Origin of the sequence: Bifidobacterium sp. wkB344 (assembly GCF_003688305.1) — a bacterium.
Lineage (GTDB): Bacteria > Actinomycetota > Actinomycetes > Actinomycetales > Bifidobacteriaceae > Bombiscardovia > Bombiscardovia mizhiensis.
Genome location: NZ_NPOQ01000004.1, coordinates 75,548 through 93,832, shown reverse-complemented (window position 1 = coordinate 93,832; position 18,285 = coordinate 75,548). Strand labels below are relative to the sequence as shown.

The following is an 18,285-nucleotide window of genomic DNA, read 5'->3' as shown; positions in this document are numbered from 1 at the left end:
CCGTGCTAACCTTTCCAGTTGTCTGCGAACGTGGCGGAATGGTAGACGCGCTGTCTTCAGGTGGCAGTGAGCTGATGCTCGTGAGGGTTCAACTCCCTCCGTTCGCACGAAGAAATGGAAATGTCTTTGGCTGACTGATGTCGGTCGAAGGCATTTTTTATTGGTCCGATGGCAGCCGAGGCCGTTCAGCCTATTCGATGTTCCAGGCACGCCCACCAGAATCCCCAGTCCGATTGGACCTGTCTGACAAGGGCTGCTAGGCGCGAACCAGCCGGGCGATGGCCTCGGAGGCCTCCTGCATCTTCTCGTCGGCCTTTTCACCCCCCTTTTCGGCAGCTTCGCGGACGCAGTGGTTCATGTGGTCGTCCAGCAGGGTCAGGGCCACCGACTTCAGGGCGCTGGTCGAGGCGGCGATCTGGGTGAGGATATCGATGCAGTAAGTGTCCGACTCAACCATCTGCTCGATGGCCCTGACCTGGCCCTCGACACGCCGCAGTCTGGTGATGGTCCGCTTTTTATCGTTGGCATATCCGGGCACGATTCACTCCATTCGCATTCATCCCATGGCCTTCATGACGCAGCCAAGACTGACTCGAATTCATGAAACCCATCTCGAAATTCACTATCAGTATACCCCTGGGGGGTATAGTGAGCCACATGAGCAGCATCCTGGTCCTTATCGCGGCCCTGGCCATCACGACGGGCATCATCTGGTACTTCTTCGCGCCCAGAAAGGCCACCCAGGCCAAGGATGAGGGCGGCCTCCAGACAGTCCACATCACAGTCAAGGGCGGATACAGCCCCCAGCTGATCCAAGTCCAGGCCGGGCGGCCGGTCAAGCTGGTCTTCGACCGCCAGGAGAGCGGAGAGTGCTCCTCGCACGTGGTCTTCAACGATTTCAACATCGACAAGACCCTGCCCGCCTTCCAGACCTCGACCGTCCAGCTGACCCCGCCCAAGGCCGGCGACTATCCCTTCGCCTGCGGGATGAACATGCTCCACGGGATGCTCCGGGCCACCGATGGACCGAAAACCGGCAGCGCCGAGGCACAATCCAAACAAGCACAGGGCAGCCAGTCACAAGGCGAGCGCCCACAAGCCGAACCCACCGAATCCGCCAAGCCCGCCCAGACCAATGGCGGCAGCGACCAGGACGAGGCGGATCAGGAGCGCACGGCAGAAATCCGTGACCTGACCAGGCGGTTCATCGTAGCCCTGGTCTTTACGCTCCCGGTCTTCATCCCGGCCATGTTCGGCATGTTCCTGCCCATGCCCCACATGCTGATGAACCCCTGGGTCCAGCTGGTCCTGATCCTGCCGGTGATGTTCTACTCCGGCTGGCCCATCCACCGCACCGGATGGCTGGCCCTGGCGCACCGGGCCCCGGAGATGAACTCCCTGGTCGCCCTAGGCACTGCCACGGCCTTCCTCTACTCACTGGTGGTCACCGTGGCCCCGCAGCTCCTGCCTGAGGGAAGCCGCGAACCCTACTACGAGGCTGTGGGCACCATCATCACCCTGATGATCCTCGGCCAGATCCTGGAGGCAAGGGCCCGGCGCGGCACTGGCGACGCCATCCGCGCCCTTGTCGGATTGAGACCCAAGACCGCCACCGTGGTGAGGACCGACCAGGACGGCAGGGAGACCACCCAGGAGATCGCCGTCGACGATGTGGCCGTCGGGGACGTGATTCAGGTCCATCCGGGCGAGAAGCTGCCGGTGGACGGCCAGGTCATTTCCGGATCATCCTCAGTGGACGAATCCATGGTGACCGGCGAGCCCATGCCTGTCCTCAAGCAGGAGGGCGATTCCCTGGTCGGAGCCACCGTCAACGGCACAGGCTCCCTGCGCTACAAGGCCACCCAGGTAGGGCAGGACACCGTTCTGGCGCAGATCATTCGGCTGGTCAAGACGGCTCAGACCTCAAAGGCACCCATCCAGAAGCTGGCCGACCGGATATCGTCAATCTTCATCCCCGGGGTCATCCTGGTGGCGCTCTGGACCTTCGTGGCCTGGTGGGCGTTCGGCCCCATGCCCCGCGGAGTATACGGAATCGTGGCGGCGGTCTCCGTCCTGGTCATCGCCTGCCCCTGCGCCTTGGGACTGGCCACCCCCCTGTCCGTAACGATCGGCACTGGACGCGGCGCCCGTGCCGGCGTGCTCTACCGGTCGGCGGAGGCCCTGCAGGGAGCGCATGACGTCGATACCATCGTCCTTGACAAGACTGGCACCATCACCCAGGGCCGACCTGAACTGGCCGATGCCCTGAGCGTGCAGGGTCTGGATGAGGATCTGCTGATCAGGGCAGCCGCGAGTGCCGAGAGCAATTCCGAGCACCCCCTGGCCCAGGCCATCGTCCAGGCCGCCAAGGACCGCAATCTGGAGCTGGTCCCGATCAAGGACTTCGACTCGGTCACCGGCGCCGGCATCGATGCAACCTTCCCCTCCGGCTCCTTCAAGAGCATGACAGAAAACAGCCGGAATGAAGAGAATACCCTCCATGTCCTTGTCGGCAACCGCAGACTGCTCGAGGGCAAGGGAATCGATCTAGGGAACGAAAAGGCGGACCAGGCTGGCGCACAATCCCTCTTGGACACCGCCCGCAGCTGGGAGGATCAGGGCCGCACAACCATCTTCGTGGCCATCGACGGCAGGCTTGCCGGGGTCCTGGCCGTGACCGACCAGGTCAAGGCCGGCTCCAAGCAGGCCATCCACGACATGAACGAGCGCGGCATCCAGACCATCATGCTGACCGGCGACAACCAAGGCACCGCCGAGCAGGTCGGCAGCCAGGTCGGGGTTACCCGGGTGGTGGCGCAGATCCATCCCGAGGACAAGGCAGGCATCGTCAAGGCCCTCCAGACCCAGGGGCACAAGGTGGCCATGATCGGCGACGGCATCAACGACGCCCCGGCACTGGCCCAGGCCGACCTGGGCATGGCCATCGGCACCGGAACGGACGTGGCCATCGAGTCCGCCGACGTGACCCTGGTCTCGGGCGACCTGAACGCGGCCGTCAAGGCCATCGACCTTTCGGCGGCGACCATGCGCAACATCCATCAGAACCTCTGGTTCGCCTTCGGGTACAACGGCCTGGGCATACCCATCGCCGCCGGCGTGCTCTACCCCTTCATCGGCCTCCTGCTCAACCCCATGATCGCCGGAGCAGCCATGGCCTTCTCATCTTTATCAGTGGTGCTCAACGCCAACAGGCTGCGCCACACGCCCCTGAAGGCCAGGCCGATCAAGGAGGCCAAGCCAATCGACATGGATGCCCTGACCAGGGACCTCAGCATTTCCACCCACCAAGAACACGACAAAGAGAAAGGAAACGAGATGGGACTCTTCCATCATCATGACGACATGCAGCAAGACCAGGCAGCGACGGACAAGGTCACCGACCCAGTCTGCGGCATGACCATCGACCCCAACACAGCCGCAGCCAAGCGCGACTACCAAGGCAAGACCTACTACTTCTGCTCGCAGAACTGCGTCGATACCTTCGATGCCGATCCTCAGAAGGTGCTCAACAAGTAAAATTGCAGGCGTATCATATTCCTGTAGACACTTTTTCTGTCTACAGGAATATTGGTGACTATCATGCGTCTGCTCAGAATGGTCGTCGAGGGCCTTGAACCCTTTGAAAACCAGACCCTGGCCCTGGATCTTTACGCCCGCGACCAGGTCCGCTCGAAAACCCCTGGCAACGGACTGACTTATCTGGAGAACAGTCCAGGCAGTCACATTTACGCGCAGAACGTGCTGTGCCTTACGGGAATCAACGCGTCCGGCAAAACCACGGCACTCAACGCCTTGGCCCTGGCCGTCAGCGTCCTGAGCAAGGATGCCAGCCCTATGCTGTCTTCCGTCAGATCCCTCAGCGCCTTCGGGCCCAGCCTGCAGATTTCTTTGATCTTCGAGTCCAAGCAGCACTTCTACCTGCTCAAATCACAGCTGGATGCGGTCCACGACGACACTTCCGACGAAAGCATGGATCTCCTGACCGACAGCACCTATCGGTTTTCTCAGGAACAACTTTGGCGCTATCCAAGCAAGCCCCTGCCCAAGTCCGTACTTCGCAATACAGACGCTTTCCAACAACGCTCGAAGCTGATCAAGGTCCGGCGTCCGGCAGCCCAATCCTCAGGTGATGCATCCACCGACACCTACCTGACCAAGGAGGCCTTCGACTACCTCTCCCCTCACTCCAGCATTGTTCTGCCCTACACCAGGACGACTAGCGCTCAGGTCATCGCCCGCATCGGACCAGAAACCTACTTCCCCATCGTTCCGGTCGGCACCATCGCCGATCCCGTGCTGCACGTCTTCGATGACAGCATCGACTACTTCCATATCGACCAGGAACACCGCGCCCATCTGCGATTTGCCGGCACCTCTCAAGAAGTGGTCATGTCCAACATGGACACGGCCGGACTGCTTTCCCTGGGCACAGTCCGCGGATCCCGAATCGTCAAAGCAGCCATCCGGGTCCTGCGCACCGGCGGCTATCTGCTGATCGACGAAATCGAGAACAGCATCAACAAAGAGCTGGTGCGCATGATCATCAACCTCTTCATGTCTACGACCAGCAACCCTCACGGCGCCACCCTGGTGTTCACGACCCACTACGCGGAACTGCTCGACCTGATCCAGCGCAAGGACAATATTTACTTCCTCAGACGCGGCGAGGACGAGCGCAAGGGCATCCAAGCGATCAATTACTCGGAGGCAGTCAGGCGCGGGGAGCTCAAGCACAGCGAGGTTTTCCTGTCCAACTATATCGGAGGCACCGCTCCCAAAGCAGCCGAGCTCAAGGCCATGCGCCAATACGTAGCCGACCTGGTGGCAGGGCAAGAACATCATGCATAGCAGGCGGGAGGAGCTTGCAAGGGCCATCGGGGACGATGCAGTTCTCTTCTCGTGCGAAGGCGTAGCCGAGCAGGTCATCGTCGACAAACTGGTCACCAAGCACCTGACCTTCATCAATCGGGATCGCATCATCACCGATCCTTACAACGACGATGCCTGGTCAACCCGCGACAGAAGCGGCGAGAGCCTGGCTCGTGACTTCCTGACCCAGGACTACGGAAGAAATGTGACCATCCTCTGCATACAGGACCAGCTGAGCCACCGCACCTTGCTGCGCCAGCCTTACGCTGAACATGCCCGGACCATCAACGTCACCACGCATCCAGAGATCGAGATGCTGATCGTCTACCGCGAGGGCAAGCTGGACGAGTACAACAGTTGGAAGTCACACCATCGCGGCGCAAAGAACAGCAAACTGAAGCCCAGTCTCTTCTGCAAGGAAGTGCTGGGCAAGGACGACCACGACTTCCGCAACATCAAGAAATATCCTTTTCTGAATCAATACTGGGATGATGCGGATGCGCTAGTCAGAGCTTTGGAACTGTACAGGGAGCTGGCCTCGGCAAAAAAGCAGGGTAGTGACTTTCTGCTGGCCGATCTGCTCGGCGTCTGATCAGCGGTCGTCAGCGAGCTGCCATGGCTGGTCGAAGAAGTCGAAGATGCGCTCCAAGTAAGGCCTCAGAACCTTGTCGGGCATCTGGTAGAGCTCGTGCATGCTGCCCGGGATGCGCACCAGCGTGGCCTGGCAGCCGCCCTGCTGGACCTGGTCGACAAAACGGTTCTGGGGCATCGGCAGCACGAACCGGTCGGGTTGCGCCTGGAAAAGCAACAGAGGAGTCTCCACCCGACTGCACCGGTCGGGACGCAGTATGGCCCGGCTCATCTCCAGGCTCTCCCTGACCCAGCCGAAGGTGGCGGCGCTGGTCTGGTAATGCACCTCCTTGGCCCGCAACTTATGGGTCCAGGACACCCGAGCCTGGCTGCCATTGGGGTACTTGCCCATATCCAGCTCGGGACGGAAGGGGCCGAACCCCGGAGCCATGCTGCGCGAGCGGCCCATCATGCAGGCGGCGTTTGTCGCCGTCCATGCCACCGAGGGCATCAACCCGGTCCGCGGCGCAATCATGGGCGATGACAGGACCGCCTTATCAATAAGTGAAGGAAAAGTTTCCAGCATCCTTGCAGCCACACCGCCGCCCATGGAATGGGCATAGAGCACCATGGGCTTGTCCTGGGCGTACTGCTGGCCCACCTGGGAGCAGAAGGCGGCCAGATCCGCCACATACCGCTGCCAATGATCCACCCATACCAGACTGGGATCGTTTACGCCCCGGCCGGAGAAACCGTGTCCCCAGTGCTCGGGAATGCAGACAGAGTACCCCTGCATCAGGAAGTACCAGGCAATCTCCTGATATTTGTCGGCGAATTCCGAAAAACCGAAGGAGATGATTACGGCCCCGCGCACGCGAGCCGACCCTGACTCCACTGCACCCTGACGAAACAGCGTCCGGTCATAACAGACGTAATGCAGAAGCCGGGAGGGATCCACGCCGCCGAGACGGGCCTTGTCCAGCACGGTTCCCCCATCCTCGCCGCCGTCATGGGAGATCATCCATCCGTCACTGCGACAGGAGGCCAGGTCAGGAAGGACGCGATCCTTCATGATCTGGTCGTAGCGGCGCTCCTCAACCAGTTGGACGCTCATGCTCTCACCCTATACCACCTTCTGTTGGACTCGGCCCTACATGAGCCGGGTGCTCTCCAGGTTTCTGACGATCCAATCATTGAAGCGGATGACGGGCTTACGCAGGACCAGCCCCAGCAGCAGCGAGGGTACCAGGAAGAGGGCCAGGGTGGCCATCTCCCGCCAGAATTCCATGCCGTAGGCTCCGGCAACGGCCGACTGCATGGCCCCGATGGCGTGGACGAAGGGCAGGAAGGGATAGACCCCCTGGAAGAAGCCGGGCAGGGTCTCCATGGGGAAGGTGCCGCCCGAGCCAGCCACCTGCATGACCAGGAGGATGACAGCGATGGCCTTGCCGATGTCCCCGAAGGAGACGACCAGGGTATAGATCAGATTCATGAAGACGAAGGAGGCGAAGACCGCCACCAGCACGAACATCAGCGGATGCACGCACTGGACCTTCAGGTAGAAGAGGTCACCCAGGGCGATCAGGCAGCCCTGGAGGATGGCCATCAGCGCGAAGACCGCGAATCTGCCGAAGTACTCCTGGTAGAGCTGAAGGCCGAAGCGGCGGGCGTTGCCTGGCGACTCCGGGCGGAAGACTCCCCAGGAGCGGCTGCCCTCGGAATCCTCATCCAGGTCATCGGCCCTCTTCCAGGCATCCTGCAGGGAGTCCAGGTGCAGGACGAAGGCCTTCTTCTTGTCGGACAGAGCCACCTTCATCATGGCTGCCAGAATGGTGGCGCCCACCCAGATGGAGAGGATGGTGTAGAAGGGGGTCATGGCCGACCCGTAGTTCATGACCGGGAAGACCGCATGCCGATGGATGCCTACCGGCGAGGACAGAAGCGCGGCCAGGGTTTCGGAATCCCCGCTCAGCAGGGTTTTGACCTCCTGCGCATCCTTGCCCTGCGAAGCCTGGGTCAGGTGTCCCCCCAGGTCGGTCAGCCGCTTGGAGGCCTGGTCCAGGCGCTGGGAGATCTCGCCCAGCTGGTCCTTGGCCTGGCTGATGTCGTTGGTCATAGGGCCCGTTAGCCCAGAGGCGCCTTTGACGGTTCCATCCAGCCCCGTCAGCAGCCGGTCGGTCGAGGTGACCACGGTGTCCATGGAGGAAGCCAGGTCGTCCAGGCGGGGCTTCAGGTCATTGCGGTACTGGGTGCGGACCTGGTCCACCGAGGCGCGGGCCTGGGCGATCCGGTTCTTCAGATCCTGCCGCTGACCGCCCAGCTTGTCCTTGCCCTCCTTGGCTGTCTGGGAGGCCTGGCTGATCCGGTCCGCCAGGTCGCGCTGGGTTGCCTGTGCCGCGCGCATCCCGGCCTGGGCCTGATCGATGGCGGTCAGCAGGGCCTGGCGCTGGTCCGCTGTCAGATTGGCGTCGGATTCCACAGTGCTGCGCAGATCCTCCAAGCTGGCGATCATTCCGTCGTAGTCAGCCGCCGATTCCCTGATCCGTTCGCTCAGGTCGTTCAGCTGGCTGCTGACGGCATCGCTCTGCTGGCCTACCTTGTCAAAGGCATCGTCGATCTTGGAGCCGATGGTGTCATAGGCGCCCGATGCCTGGTCAAGGGCAGCGTCGACCGCCTGGGCCGACCCGGAGAGGGACCTGCCCAGATCCTTGGACCCCTTGGTTCCTTGGTTCAGGACCTTTCTGGCATCGGCCATGGCGGAGTCGGATCGGCCCAGGATCCTGCCGGTGGAGTCGATCATCTGTCCGGAGGAGTCCAGAAGGCCCGCATAGGCATTCACCTGGCTGGATGCAGTGGTCAGCCGCTGTGACATCTGATCGATGTGGCCGGTCGTCCTGGTCAGATAATCCTGGACTTCGGGACTCTGAGAATAAGTGAAGACCTGGCTGGCCAGGTCGATCCCCACCTGCCCCACGGTCTTGACGAAGGTCTTGTCGATGGTCGTGGCCACGGTGTCGGCCCCCTGCTCGGTGACATGGGGGGCGATGGCGTTCTTCTTCTCGTTCAGGTAGTACTCGAGGTTGGCGTGCTTCACATCCTTTGAGAAGAGGGTCATCATGTCCGCGCTGAAATCCTTGGGAATGACGATGGCGGCGTAGTACTCGCCTGAGCGCACCCCCTCCAGGGCCTGGTCGCGGTTGACGAACCTCCAGTCCAGCTGGTCGTTGGCCCGCAGCGTGCTGGTGACCGTCTCCCCCACGTTGATCTTGACCGGGATCAGGTCGGACTTGTACCCCTTGTCGGTGTTGGCCACGGCCACCTTGATGGCCTTGGTGTTCTTATAGGGGTCCCAGCTGGCGGCGATGTTGAACCAGGCATAGAGGGCCGGGACGATGATCAGGCCCATCAGGACGATGATGGCGATGACGTTGCTGGTGGCATCGGCCAGGTCCTTGCGCAGGATCCTCCAAATGTTCCTCATCAGCGGTCACCGTCCTCGTGAGCGTCTTCCTCATCGTGGTTCAGGACTGATTCGCGCACGGCCGTGGTCAGCCTGGTCACGGCCGAGGGACCTTGCCGACGCGGACGAATCAGGGTGTGGAAGTCCATGCCAGGACGCTCGGTCAGACCCAGCTGCTGCACATAGCTGTCGCAGATGTACTCGACGATGATCAGGTAGGCGTCAATCAGGACGATGGAGGCGATGCAGGCGATCAGCATGACGATCTTGGCCTCGGTGCTGAACAGCAGGATAAGGAAGAGGACCGGCAGCAGAACCAGGGCCAGACCAGCCCGGATCAGCGTTGGATAGAGGGCCAGGAAGCGATGCGCCCGCCGCCTGATGACGGCACGGTAGTCGCCCTCACCCAGGATGGAGCGGGCCAGGCTGCCAAGGCTCAGACGACGGTCGGCCGAATGGTTCTGTTCAGTCAGCATCAGGTCAGTGGCACCCAGCCGCCGGTCGAAGAGGGCATTCAGGTTGAGCAGGTACCGCCGCACCACCAATCCGATCAAGAGGGCCGCCGGCAGGTACCAGAAGATGCGGAGCATGTCCTGCCAATAGTGGTTGCCGTACATGCCGCCGATGGTCTCGCGCATGGCGTTGATCCCGTAGGTGAAGGGGAGCCAGGGGTTCAGATTGCGGAAGAAGTCGGGCATCATCTCAATGGGATACATGCCCGAGGAGCCAGGTATCTGCAGAATGACCAGGACCACGGCCAGGGCCTTACCGATGTGCCTGAAGGAGGCGGCCAGGGCATAGATGATGTTGATGTAGACGAAGGAGGCGAAGACCCCGGCCAGGACGAACAGAGCCGGCTGATGGCATTGGATGCCCAGCATCAGGTCGCCCACTGTAGCGATCAGCGCCTGGAAGAAGCCGACGAAGACCAGCAGAAGCCAGCGGCCCAGGTAGGCCTGGGTGGCAGTGCACTTGCGGATGCCCTCCTTGTCGACCTCCAGCTTGTAGATGGCTATCAGGATGAACCCGCCCACCCAGAGGGCCAGATTGGTATAGAAGGGCGCCACGGATGATCCGTAGTTGCTGACCGGGTAGACCGTGTGCGAGGCCAGCTCCACCGGTGAGGCCATGGCCTTTCCGAAGGATTCGGGGCTCAACCCCAGGGTCTGGGACATCCGGTTCCAGGCGGCCGAGGATCCCAGGGCCGCCACATCGGTGCGGACCCCCTCCAGGTCGGACCTGACCGAGGCCAGGGAGGTCCTGGTGGTGGACAGGGTCGATTGGGCCTGACCAATGGTGGAATCCAGCTGATCCAGCAGGGCATCGGTCTGGGCGGCCGTGGTGGACAGGCTGCTCAGGGCACCCTGCAGGGAGCCGTTGGAGGCATTGAGGTTGTCCAACCCGGTAAGAAGGTTGGGCATGGTGGTCCCCGTCAGGCTTTGGCTGGCTGCGGTCAGGGCCTTGATGCCTGTGTCTCCGGTGTCGGTCATGGCCGAGCTCAGGTCCGATGCGGCCTGCTTGCCCGAGTCCAGGGCTGTCGAGGAGTTCTTCTTGAAGGCATCCAGGGATGCCTTCTGCTGCTGGTTGGTCTTTTTCAGATCATCGATCTGCCGCTGGATGCTCTCGTAGGCCGGATCCCCGGGATGCAGCCCGGACTGATCCAGACCCGACTGGAGCCGGTCCACGGCCTTTCCGTTGGCTTCGACCAGCTGGCCCAGGCCGGAGTTGACCCGGTCCACCTTGTCCTGGGTGGCGTTCAGGTCGGCCGTTATCCCGCCTGCAACTGTATTCACATCAGTGACCGCGCTTGACAGCCGAACTGACCCGTCCGCCAGGGCCTGATTCAGTGCAGATGAAAAACGAAGACTGTCGTCGCGGGTCCTGGTCATCTGGTCCTGGGCCTTGCTCAGGGTGGCCTGAGTGGCCGATATCTGACTCTGCAGATCCTTGATGTCGCTTCTGGAGCTGGCCACGGTCTGCCGGGCCTGACCCATGGTGGAACCGATCCGGTCAAGCTGGCCGTCCGTCCGATCCAGCTGGTCGATGATATCCCCCAAGTCACCCACCACCTGGCTGCGGCTCTGCTCGGCCGCGCCCTTGGCATCGCCGGCTGTCTGCAGGACCTTCCCGGCTAGGGCATCGCTGACGGCCGAGACGAAGACGGTGTTGATCTCCTGGTCGATAGTGGAGGCGCCGGTGTCGGTCACCTTGGGAGCGATGGCGTTCTTCTTCTCGTTGACGTAATAGTTCAGGGCAGGCCTGTTCCCGGTCCCTTCAACGATGCCGACCAGGTCGGCACTGAACCGCTCAGGAATGATGATGGCCGCGTAGCACTGGCCCGAGCGGACCTCTTCAATGGCTCTCTGGTCGTCGTCCATGAACTTCCAACCCAGGCTTTTGTTGGCGCGCAACTCCTGGATGACTGATCTGCCGGCGTTGATCCTGCCGGTTTGCGCGGATTGCGCCCCTCGGTCCATGCTGACGACGGCCACGGGCAGGTTCTTGGCATTGCTGTAGGGGTCCCAGAGGGCCATGATGTTGAACCAGGCATAGAGGGAGGGCAACACGGCCACGCCTATGGTCACCACCAGGGCCACGGGGTTGCGCAGTATCCGCCAGAGATCTCGCCTGAAGATGGCCAACACGGTCTTCACCGCCAGGCACCTCCTTATTGTCTGTCCGGGGGATCGCGGCGCTGGCCTGCTCCACTTGGATCGGCTGCATCCTCCCGGGACCTACGTCCGGCCCGAGTATAGCCACCCTTCCTTACTGGCCCAGGCCGGTCAGCTGATCGTGAATGCCCACTCCAGGCTGGAGGCGGAAGGGCAGGCATGCGACCAGTGGTGGTTTCATCGTATATGAGTAAGGACGAATTCCCAGGGCGACACGGGCTCCCGACAACGGTTTATGCTTTGGCCACGAACAGACGCGAGACCGCCATCGACAGGGCCACAGCCAGGCCCATGGGCATGAAGGCCATGACCGGCAGGTGACAGACCTCCATCAGCATGGCCATGGCCATGAGCGGAGCCTGCTGGGAGGCGGCCAGCAGGGAGGCAGCACCAATCACGGCGCACTGCCAGACCGGCAGGCCGGGCACAAGGCAAGCCAGCAAGAGGCCCAGAACAGCGCCCATGGCGGATCCCAGGGCTATGGACGGCGTCAGGGTGCCGCCGAAGGCCCCGGCACGGATGGTGGCTGTGGTCAGCAGGGCCTTGGCCAGTGCGAAGAGAACCAGCAAGGCGAGCGACTGAGCCAGCTGGAGCCCTGAGAACCCTGCAGACAGGCGCTGATCCATGCCCATCTGAGCCAGGGCCCGACCGTTACCCATGACCTGCGGGACGGCCAGGGCGACCAGACCGGTCAACAGAGCTACCACCGTCAGCTGCCAGATAGCCGCAGGACCAGTGGTTCTATGGGCCTCTGCCCAGGAGGTCATCCGCCGAAATCCGGCACCCAGCAGTCCCATGACCGGCCCGATCAGCAGGACCGCCGCCATGAGCCAGGGCCGGAAGGGCTCGGAGCCGACCTTATAGTAAGGAGCAAACCCTTTGATGGATCCGCCAACCAGGGTGGCCAGGGCTGACATGGCCAGATTGACCGTCACCACTTCGGCATCCACCCGCCGCAGCAGCACCTCGATGCCGAAGAAGGCACCGGTCAGAGGCGCAATATAAATGCCGGCGAAACCCGCACCAGCAGCCGAGGCGACCAGCAGCGGACCGTCCTGATCACGCAGTCCAAGTCGCCGACCCATCCTGGTCCAGAGACCGCCCAGAAGGGCCCCGGCCTCGCGCGGGGCCACCTCCCTGCCGATGGAGCCCCCGGCAGATACAAAGAAGATCTGGGTGAGCACATGGACCACGGTCCGCCCCGGGGGCATGGGCGCACCCTTAACGGCCTGGCCTACCGAGGGAACCAGCCTGGTCCTCGTCCGCAGCCAGGCCCAGACCAGCCCGGCCACCAGACCGGCAATGGTCACCGAGGCCAGCCTCCTGATCGGCGGCACCGCCTCAGCCGTGGGGGTTCCTGGAGTCTCAGCGAAACCCAACAGGCCGACCTGGGTCAGCTCGAAGAATCTTGCTAGTAGGCCCGAGGAAAGTCCGACCAACAGGCCCAGGCAGAGTACTGAGACCGCCAGACCCCAGCTACGGGGAAGCTGGAAGCCGCGATTGGATCCTGAAGCCTGGTCAGGCTTTCGTTGGGTATGCACAACCCCAATCTAGCGGAAGCAACCGCCAGCAGAGCTTTAGCCCAAGCAGCCTTTTGTCAGTCGTCAGTCCGTCTTGTTCTTGAGAGCTTCCCGCAGGAAGTCCCGCTGCAGAATAAGCAGGTTCTCGGCCACGGTCTCGTCGTTGGTCATGTGGGTGATGCCGGTCAGCGGCAGGACCGTATGGGGACGGCCAGCCGCCATCAGAGCGCCGGAGAGCCTCAGGGTGTTGGCCACGGAAACGTTGTCATCCGCAAACCCGTGGATCAGCATCAGCGGGCGGCGCAGCGAAGGGGCGTCATCAATGATCCCATTGCGGCGGTAGACGGCCGGGTCCAGACCCAGATAGCGCTCAGTGTAATGGGTGTCGTAAAGAGTCCAGTCCGTGGGTGGGGCGCCAGCGCAGGCCGCATGGATACGGTCGGGAGCCCGCAGGACCGAGAGGGCCGACAGGAAGCCGCCATAGGACCATCCGATCATGGCCACATGCCCCAGGTCGGCCTCGGGAGCAAAGTCCGGCAGAGCCGCCAGAGCCTCAAGTTGATCATCCAGAGTCACCTGGGCCATGTCCTCGAAGATAGCCCGATCCCAGGCAGGCCCACGACCCGGCGTACCCCGACCGTCGGCGGTCAGGACCAGGAAGCCCTGATCCGCCCACCACTGGGACTCCCAGTAGTAGGACTGGTTGAAGACCACCTGCTGGGCGCCCGGCCCGCCGTAAGGCTTGAGCAGGACGGGCAGGCTGTCGGCGCTGGCGTAGGGGCTGGATTCGGACGGTCTGACGATGGCAGCGAACAGCTCGTGCTGGCCCATGCGCACGAAGTCCACGTTGGGGGTGAACCCGGGATCGCTGCTGGTGTCGGCCAGGACGGCGCTCATAGCCCCCTGGCTATTGATATGACCGGCATCCACGGCCCGCCGATCAGGACGATCCTGATGCTCCGGCCGTACAGACTCACCAGTCTGCCTAGCGCTGCTGTCGGGGCGGGCTTCGCCCACCAGACCCAACCCTTCAGCACCCAGTCGGTCCAGATCTCCATCAGCTCCCAAGTAGCAGTGGCGCACCTGCCCTTGCGCCGAAGCCATGGTCCGGCCGCTGACCACAATGCCATGGCCGGCTCGCGAGGCGGACCACACTCCGGGCAGACGGTTGAGCACATGAATGGAGCCGTCATAGCCCAGGCGCATCAGGTCGAAGCTGCGGGGATCAGTGGAGACCACCGCCAGCACGTCGCGGTCCTCCACAGACAGCACCTGTCGAATCTGGCAGCCAGCAGGAGAGAATACCTTTCCGTCCAGGCGCAGCCGCGTGGTATCGGCTTCTGTATCGATGAAGGCATCCACCAGCCCGCCCTGGGGCTGGTAGGCCGGCAGCCCCGGCACCAGGTCGATCCACTGGTCGTTGCCATGCTCCTGCAGCACCCTGGTGGCCACCTTGGGCGCCGCCTCGGGATCAAGCAGGGTCATATTCTGCCCCGGCTCCAAGCCCTGGCGGGCATCCGGCACCTGCACATCCAGGATCCTGTCCTCGGTCTGCCGACGGTTCTGAACCAGCAGCAGGGGCCGATGCCCGTCCTGCCAGCGGACCACGGCCAGGTACTCGAAGGCCTGATGGTCCCAATCCACCTCGCCCACCCAGGGATCGTCGTCATCCTGGCCCAGGAGGACCAGGCTCAGCCCGACGCGGGCGTTGGCGGTCAGAGCCTGGGGATACCGCCGGGCGCGCGGCCCGACCTGGGGATTGGCCGGATCGCTGATGTACCAGATCGGCTCTTCGGAGGAATCCGTGTGCTCGACCAGCAGCGCCTTGGAATCCGGCGACCACCAGAATCCCTGGTAGCGGTCCATCTCCTCGCCGGCCACGAACTCGGCCAGCCCCAGCCGCATTCGATCATCGGTGCCTGGGCGCAGGGCCAGGACAGCCCTTTCTCGATCCTGCCCGGCATCCTGCCCGATAGTGACCACCATCAGCCGGTCGCCAGTCGTATAGGCCACCATAGTGCCGTCCGGACTGATGGCAGGATTGAGCACGGCCGAATCGCTGTCTTCCAGGCTCAGGGGCCGTGTGGAGGCGGTGAGACCATCGGGGGCTATCAGCGAGAGCCAGAGCCGACCGCCCAAGGCAAAGACCACCCGATCCCCGGCAGCATCCACACTGTAATCGACAATGCCCTCGCCGCCCTCTCGCGAGCGCTCCCTGCGAGCTTGCTCGGCGGCTGGCACCTGTTCCTGGTCCGCATCATCCAGCAGGGCCCTAGGGTCGGCCAGGAGCACCTCATGGTGGCGGCCTTCCTGGTCAAAGACGGACAGCCAGAGCCCGGTCACCAGGTCTTCAGGTCCGTCGGAGCGTAGAAAGACAGCCCGTGAGCCGTCCCCCACCGCCAGGGCCGACCGTGGCGCACCCAACGTAAACCGCAGGGTCCGGGCCTTGGCCCGCGGATATGCCTCCATCGCCCGATCCACCTCTTCGGCCATGCTCGCTCCTCTACTATCTATGACATGATCCCCATGACCATGCGTCTGCCACGATGATAAGCGCCCAGGTGCCAAAGGGGAATTCGAATAGCTCAACTGCGATGCGCCACCCAGTCCGCAGCAGACGTTAATCGTTCTACATGAGAAATTTTTATTGCCGAATATGGCCTCTTCCCGGACTTCGGCCGGCCGATGACCATTCCCTGCGGTAAAATTATTGCGTGTTATCACCAAAGACTGGTCGATGATGCCTGTTTCCCAGGGGTCGGGGTGTCAAGGCAGGACACCCCATGAATGTATCTGGGGAGCAACCGACAATAGAGAAAATAGAGGTAACCAATGAATATCATGGTTCGTTTCAAACGCGCATGCGCAGTACTCGCTGCCGGCGCCACCCTGGCAGGCGGCCTAGCGTTGCTGCCTACCGTGGCCCAGGCTGTGGAGAGCAAGAATGTCCAGACCAAGGCCGCTACTTACACAATCACGTTTAACGACACCGGTGCTGGAACCGTGATTACTCGTACTACCGGCACAGACGGCAAGCTGAAACTCGAAGATGTCCCAACGCCTACAGTGTCCCGTGAGTTGACCGAGCAGAATGTGAAACCTGACGGCTGGGTTGAGGATCCAACAAACCCAAATCAACATCCGATCGACTTCGCCAATCGTGTTTTCACCGACAATGCCAATCTCTATCCTCACTTCGTGGAGTTAAAGCCCACCCCCACACCCACATACAGGATTAGTTTCATCACTGTGAATCCGGCAGATCCGGACAATCTCGGTGCAGCCGAGATGGAATCGTTTGAAACTAATAGTGAACGCAAGCTGCCTAAAGACGAAAGTACAAACGAAGAAGTACAACCCAAGGTTTACAACTTCGATGGTTACACCTTCGACGGTTGGTTCAGCGATAATGGCGGGTCCCGTTTCGTCCCCGGTGGCGCCTACACCGCAGACACTATTTTCAGGGCCAGGTACACCAAGGTGACCACTCCCAACGAGCCTAACAAGCCTGGTCAGACCGCTCCGGTTGACAACAACACCAAGCAGCCTGCCAAGGACAACAAGGCTCCCGCCAAGGATCCGGCTAAGAAGGATGCCAAGAACAACAACACTCTGGCTCAGACCGGCGCCGACGCCGTGGCTCCTCTGGCCATTGCCGCTGGCCTCTGCCTGGCTGCCGGCATCACCCTGGGTCTGCGTCGCAAGCTGGCTCTGTGAGCCTGCAGGCTTCGGCCTGACCCATGATGATTGAAGTTCAAAGGCCCCTTGGTCCATTGTGGCCACGGGGCCTTATCCATGCCCGGCAGTCGCGGTCGTTCGAACCTGTTCATTGGAGAAATTGCAAGCATCCGACCGCCCATTACCCCCTTCCGGCAGGGTCACGTACTATGAAAGGGTTATATGGAAAGGGATGACTATGAGCGTTCTCGATCGTTTCGAGAAGAGCGTGGAAGGCGCCGTTAACGGTGTCTTCTCGAAGTTCGGCTCCAAGGACCTACAGCCCGTCGACCTGTCGAGCGCCCTCGAGCGTGAGATAGACTCACAGGCCATGCCCGTCGGTCGCGACCGCACCGTGGCGCCCAACGAGTATCGGTTCAGACTATCCACCCCAGACTTCGACCGCATCGAGCAGTGGGGTTCGGAGGCTCTGGCCAACGAGCTGGCAGACAACCTGACCAAGTACGCCGAAAGCCAGCACTATGCCTTCGTCGGCCCGGTCGTGGTCATTTTCGAGGAGGATCTCAACCTGAACAAGGGCGACTTCCACCTGTCTGCCGAGTCGGTCCAGGGCAACGCGGCACCCGTCACCACACCCGAGGAGTCCAAGGACTGCCCGGTGCTGGAGATCAACGGCCGCCAGTACCTGCTGACCGCCCCCATCACCACCATCGGCCGTGGATCCTCCTGCGACATCGTCATCGACGACGCAGGCATCTCCCGTCGACACCTGCAGATCGAGATCACCGACAAGGGCGTGGTAGCCCGCGATCTGGGGTCCACCAACGGCACCTATGTAGAGGGACATCAGGTTCCCGCAGCCACCCTGCTGGACGGCAATACCATCACCATCGGCCGTACCCGCATCCTCTACTGGGCATCGTCACAGGAACAGGATTCGTAAGTCGCCCAGACCTTGAAGTAAGGTCGAATCATTATGCTGACTGAACTGACATTCGCCATCCTCAAATACGGATTCCTGGCTCTGTTATGGGTATTCGTCTGGCTGGCCATCCGTTCACTCCGCAAAGACATCGAGACTTTCAGCCCCAAGACCTCTCATACCCGCCGACGCAGCGAACGCGCAGCCCAGGGCAAGCTGCCGGCGGCAGCCAGATCCGTACCTATCGCCCCGGCCAGCAAGACAGAGCGTGCAAGCGACGACCCCTCCTTGTTGGTAGTCATTGACGGGCCCCTGGCAGGCTCCTCCACGCCGCTGTCCGGACGGCCCATCACCCTAGGGCGCTCCTCCTCGAACACCCTGGTGCTGGACGACGAGTTCGTCTCAGGCCATCATGCGCGGGTCTACCAGGATCCTGCATCAGGCCGATGGGCCATCGAGGATCTGGGGTCCACCAACGGCACCGTCGTCTCGGGGCAGAAAATCACGGCGCCGACAATCCTACCGGCGGAGGTTCCCGTACGCATCGGTGCCACCACCTTCGAGTTGAGGTAG

12 protein-coding genes and 1 tRNA gene are annotated in these 18,285 nt (G+C 62.1%); 7 read left to right on the top strand and 6 right to left on the bottom strand.

The window, feature by feature from the left end:
- Nucleotides 1-24: 24 nt before the first annotated feature.
- Nucleotides 25-107: transfer RNA gene (locus CI601_RS00385), tRNA-Leu, on the top strand.
- 149 nt (nt 108-256) lie between these two features.
- Here CI601_RS00385 and CI601_RS00380 read toward each other — a convergent pair.
- Nucleotides 257-538, bottom strand: coding sequence for a metal-sensitive transcriptional regulator (locus tag CI601_RS00380; RefSeq protein ID WP_121913900.1), 282 nt, complete (start codon nt 536-538; stop codon nt 257-259).
- Nucleotides 539-657: 119 nt separating this feature from the next.
- Here CI601_RS00380 and CI601_RS00375 point away from each other — a divergent pair, with 119 nt between their 5' ends.
- The 3 genes from CI601_RS00375 to CI601_RS00365 all read left to right on the top strand — a co-directional run bounded on the left by CI601_RS00375 (nt 658) and on the right by CI601_RS00365 (nt 5,482).
- On the top strand, nt 658-3,537 hold the full coding sequence (locus CI601_RS00375) for a heavy metal translocating P-type ATPase (protein WP_121913899.1): 2,880 nt from the start codon (nt 658-660) through the stop codon (nt 3,535-3,537).
- A gap of 63 nt (nt 3,538-3,600) precedes the next feature.
- Nucleotides 3,601-4,869: an ATP-binding protein gene (locus tag CI601_RS00370; RefSeq protein WP_259465264.1), complete on the top strand. Its 1,269-nt coding sequence runs from the start codon at nt 3,601-3,603 to the stop codon at nt 4,867-4,869.
- Entirely contained in the window at nt 4,862-5,482 is a 621-nt protein-coding gene (locus CI601_RS00365; protein WP_121913897.1) for a hypothetical protein, read from the top strand. Before CI601_RS00370 ends, CI601_RS00365 begins: the two co-directional genes overlap by 8 nt.
- On the opposite strand, the gene CI601_RS00360 is transcribed toward CI601_RS00365, so the two are convergent.
- The 5 genes from CI601_RS00360 to CI601_RS00340 all read right to left on the bottom strand — a co-directional run bounded on the left by CI601_RS00360 (nt 5,483) and on the right by CI601_RS00340 (nt 15,605).
- The gene (locus tag CI601_RS00360) at nt 5,483-6,574 is read right to left on the bottom strand and encodes an alpha/beta fold hydrolase (protein ID WP_121913896.1); all 1,092 of its coding nucleotides are present in this window, start codon (nt 6,572-6,574) and stop codon (nt 5,483-5,485) included.
- Nucleotides 6,575-6,610: 36 nt separating this feature from the next.
- Nucleotides 6,611-8,941, bottom strand: a complete 2,331-nt coding sequence (locus CI601_RS00355; protein WP_121913895.1) for a YhgE/Pip domain-containing protein — start codon at nt 8,939-8,941, stop codon at nt 6,611-6,613.
- Nucleotides 8,941-11,574 (bottom strand): YhgE/Pip domain-containing protein, encoded by a 2,634-nt coding sequence (locus CI601_RS00350; RefSeq protein ID WP_121913894.1) that lies wholly within the window; start codon nt 11,572-11,574, stop codon nt 8,941-8,943. The genes CI601_RS00355 and CI601_RS00350 overlap by 1 nt, the downstream gene beginning before the upstream one ends.
- 251 nt (nt 11,575-11,825) lie before the next feature.
- Nucleotides 11,826-13,133, bottom strand: a complete 1,308-nt coding sequence (locus CI601_RS00345) for a chloride channel protein (protein WP_183129688.1) — start codon at nt 13,131-13,133, stop codon at nt 11,826-11,828.
- Between the two features lie 63 nt (nt 13,134-13,196).
- Entirely contained in the window at nt 13,197-15,605 is a 2,409-nt protein-coding gene (locus tag CI601_RS00340; protein WP_121913892.1) for a prolyl oligopeptidase family serine peptidase, read from the bottom strand.
- A 339-nt stretch (nt 15,606-15,944) separates the two neighbouring features.
- On the opposite strand from CI601_RS00340, the gene CI601_RS00335 reads away from it, so the two are divergent.
- The 3 genes from CI601_RS00335 to CI601_RS00325 all read left to right on the top strand — a co-directional run bounded on the left by CI601_RS00335 (nt 15,945) and on the right by CI601_RS00325 (nt 18,285).
- Complete coding sequence (locus tag CI601_RS00335; RefSeq protein ID WP_121913891.1) at nt 15,945-16,829, top strand: LPXTG cell wall anchor domain-containing protein; 885 nt, start codon at nt 15,945-15,947, stop codon at nt 16,827-16,829.
- Nucleotides 16,830-17,028: 199 nt separating this feature from the next.
- On the top strand, nt 17,029-17,733 hold the full coding sequence (locus CI601_RS00330) for a DUF3662 and FHA domain-containing protein (protein WP_015021121.1): 705 nt from the start codon (nt 17,029-17,031) through the stop codon (nt 17,731-17,733).
- Nucleotides 17,734-17,766: 33 nt separating this feature from the next.
- Complete coding sequence (locus CI601_RS00325) at nt 17,767-18,285, top strand: FHA domain-containing protein (RefSeq protein ID WP_121913890.1); 519 nt, start codon at nt 17,767-17,769, stop codon at nt 18,283-18,285.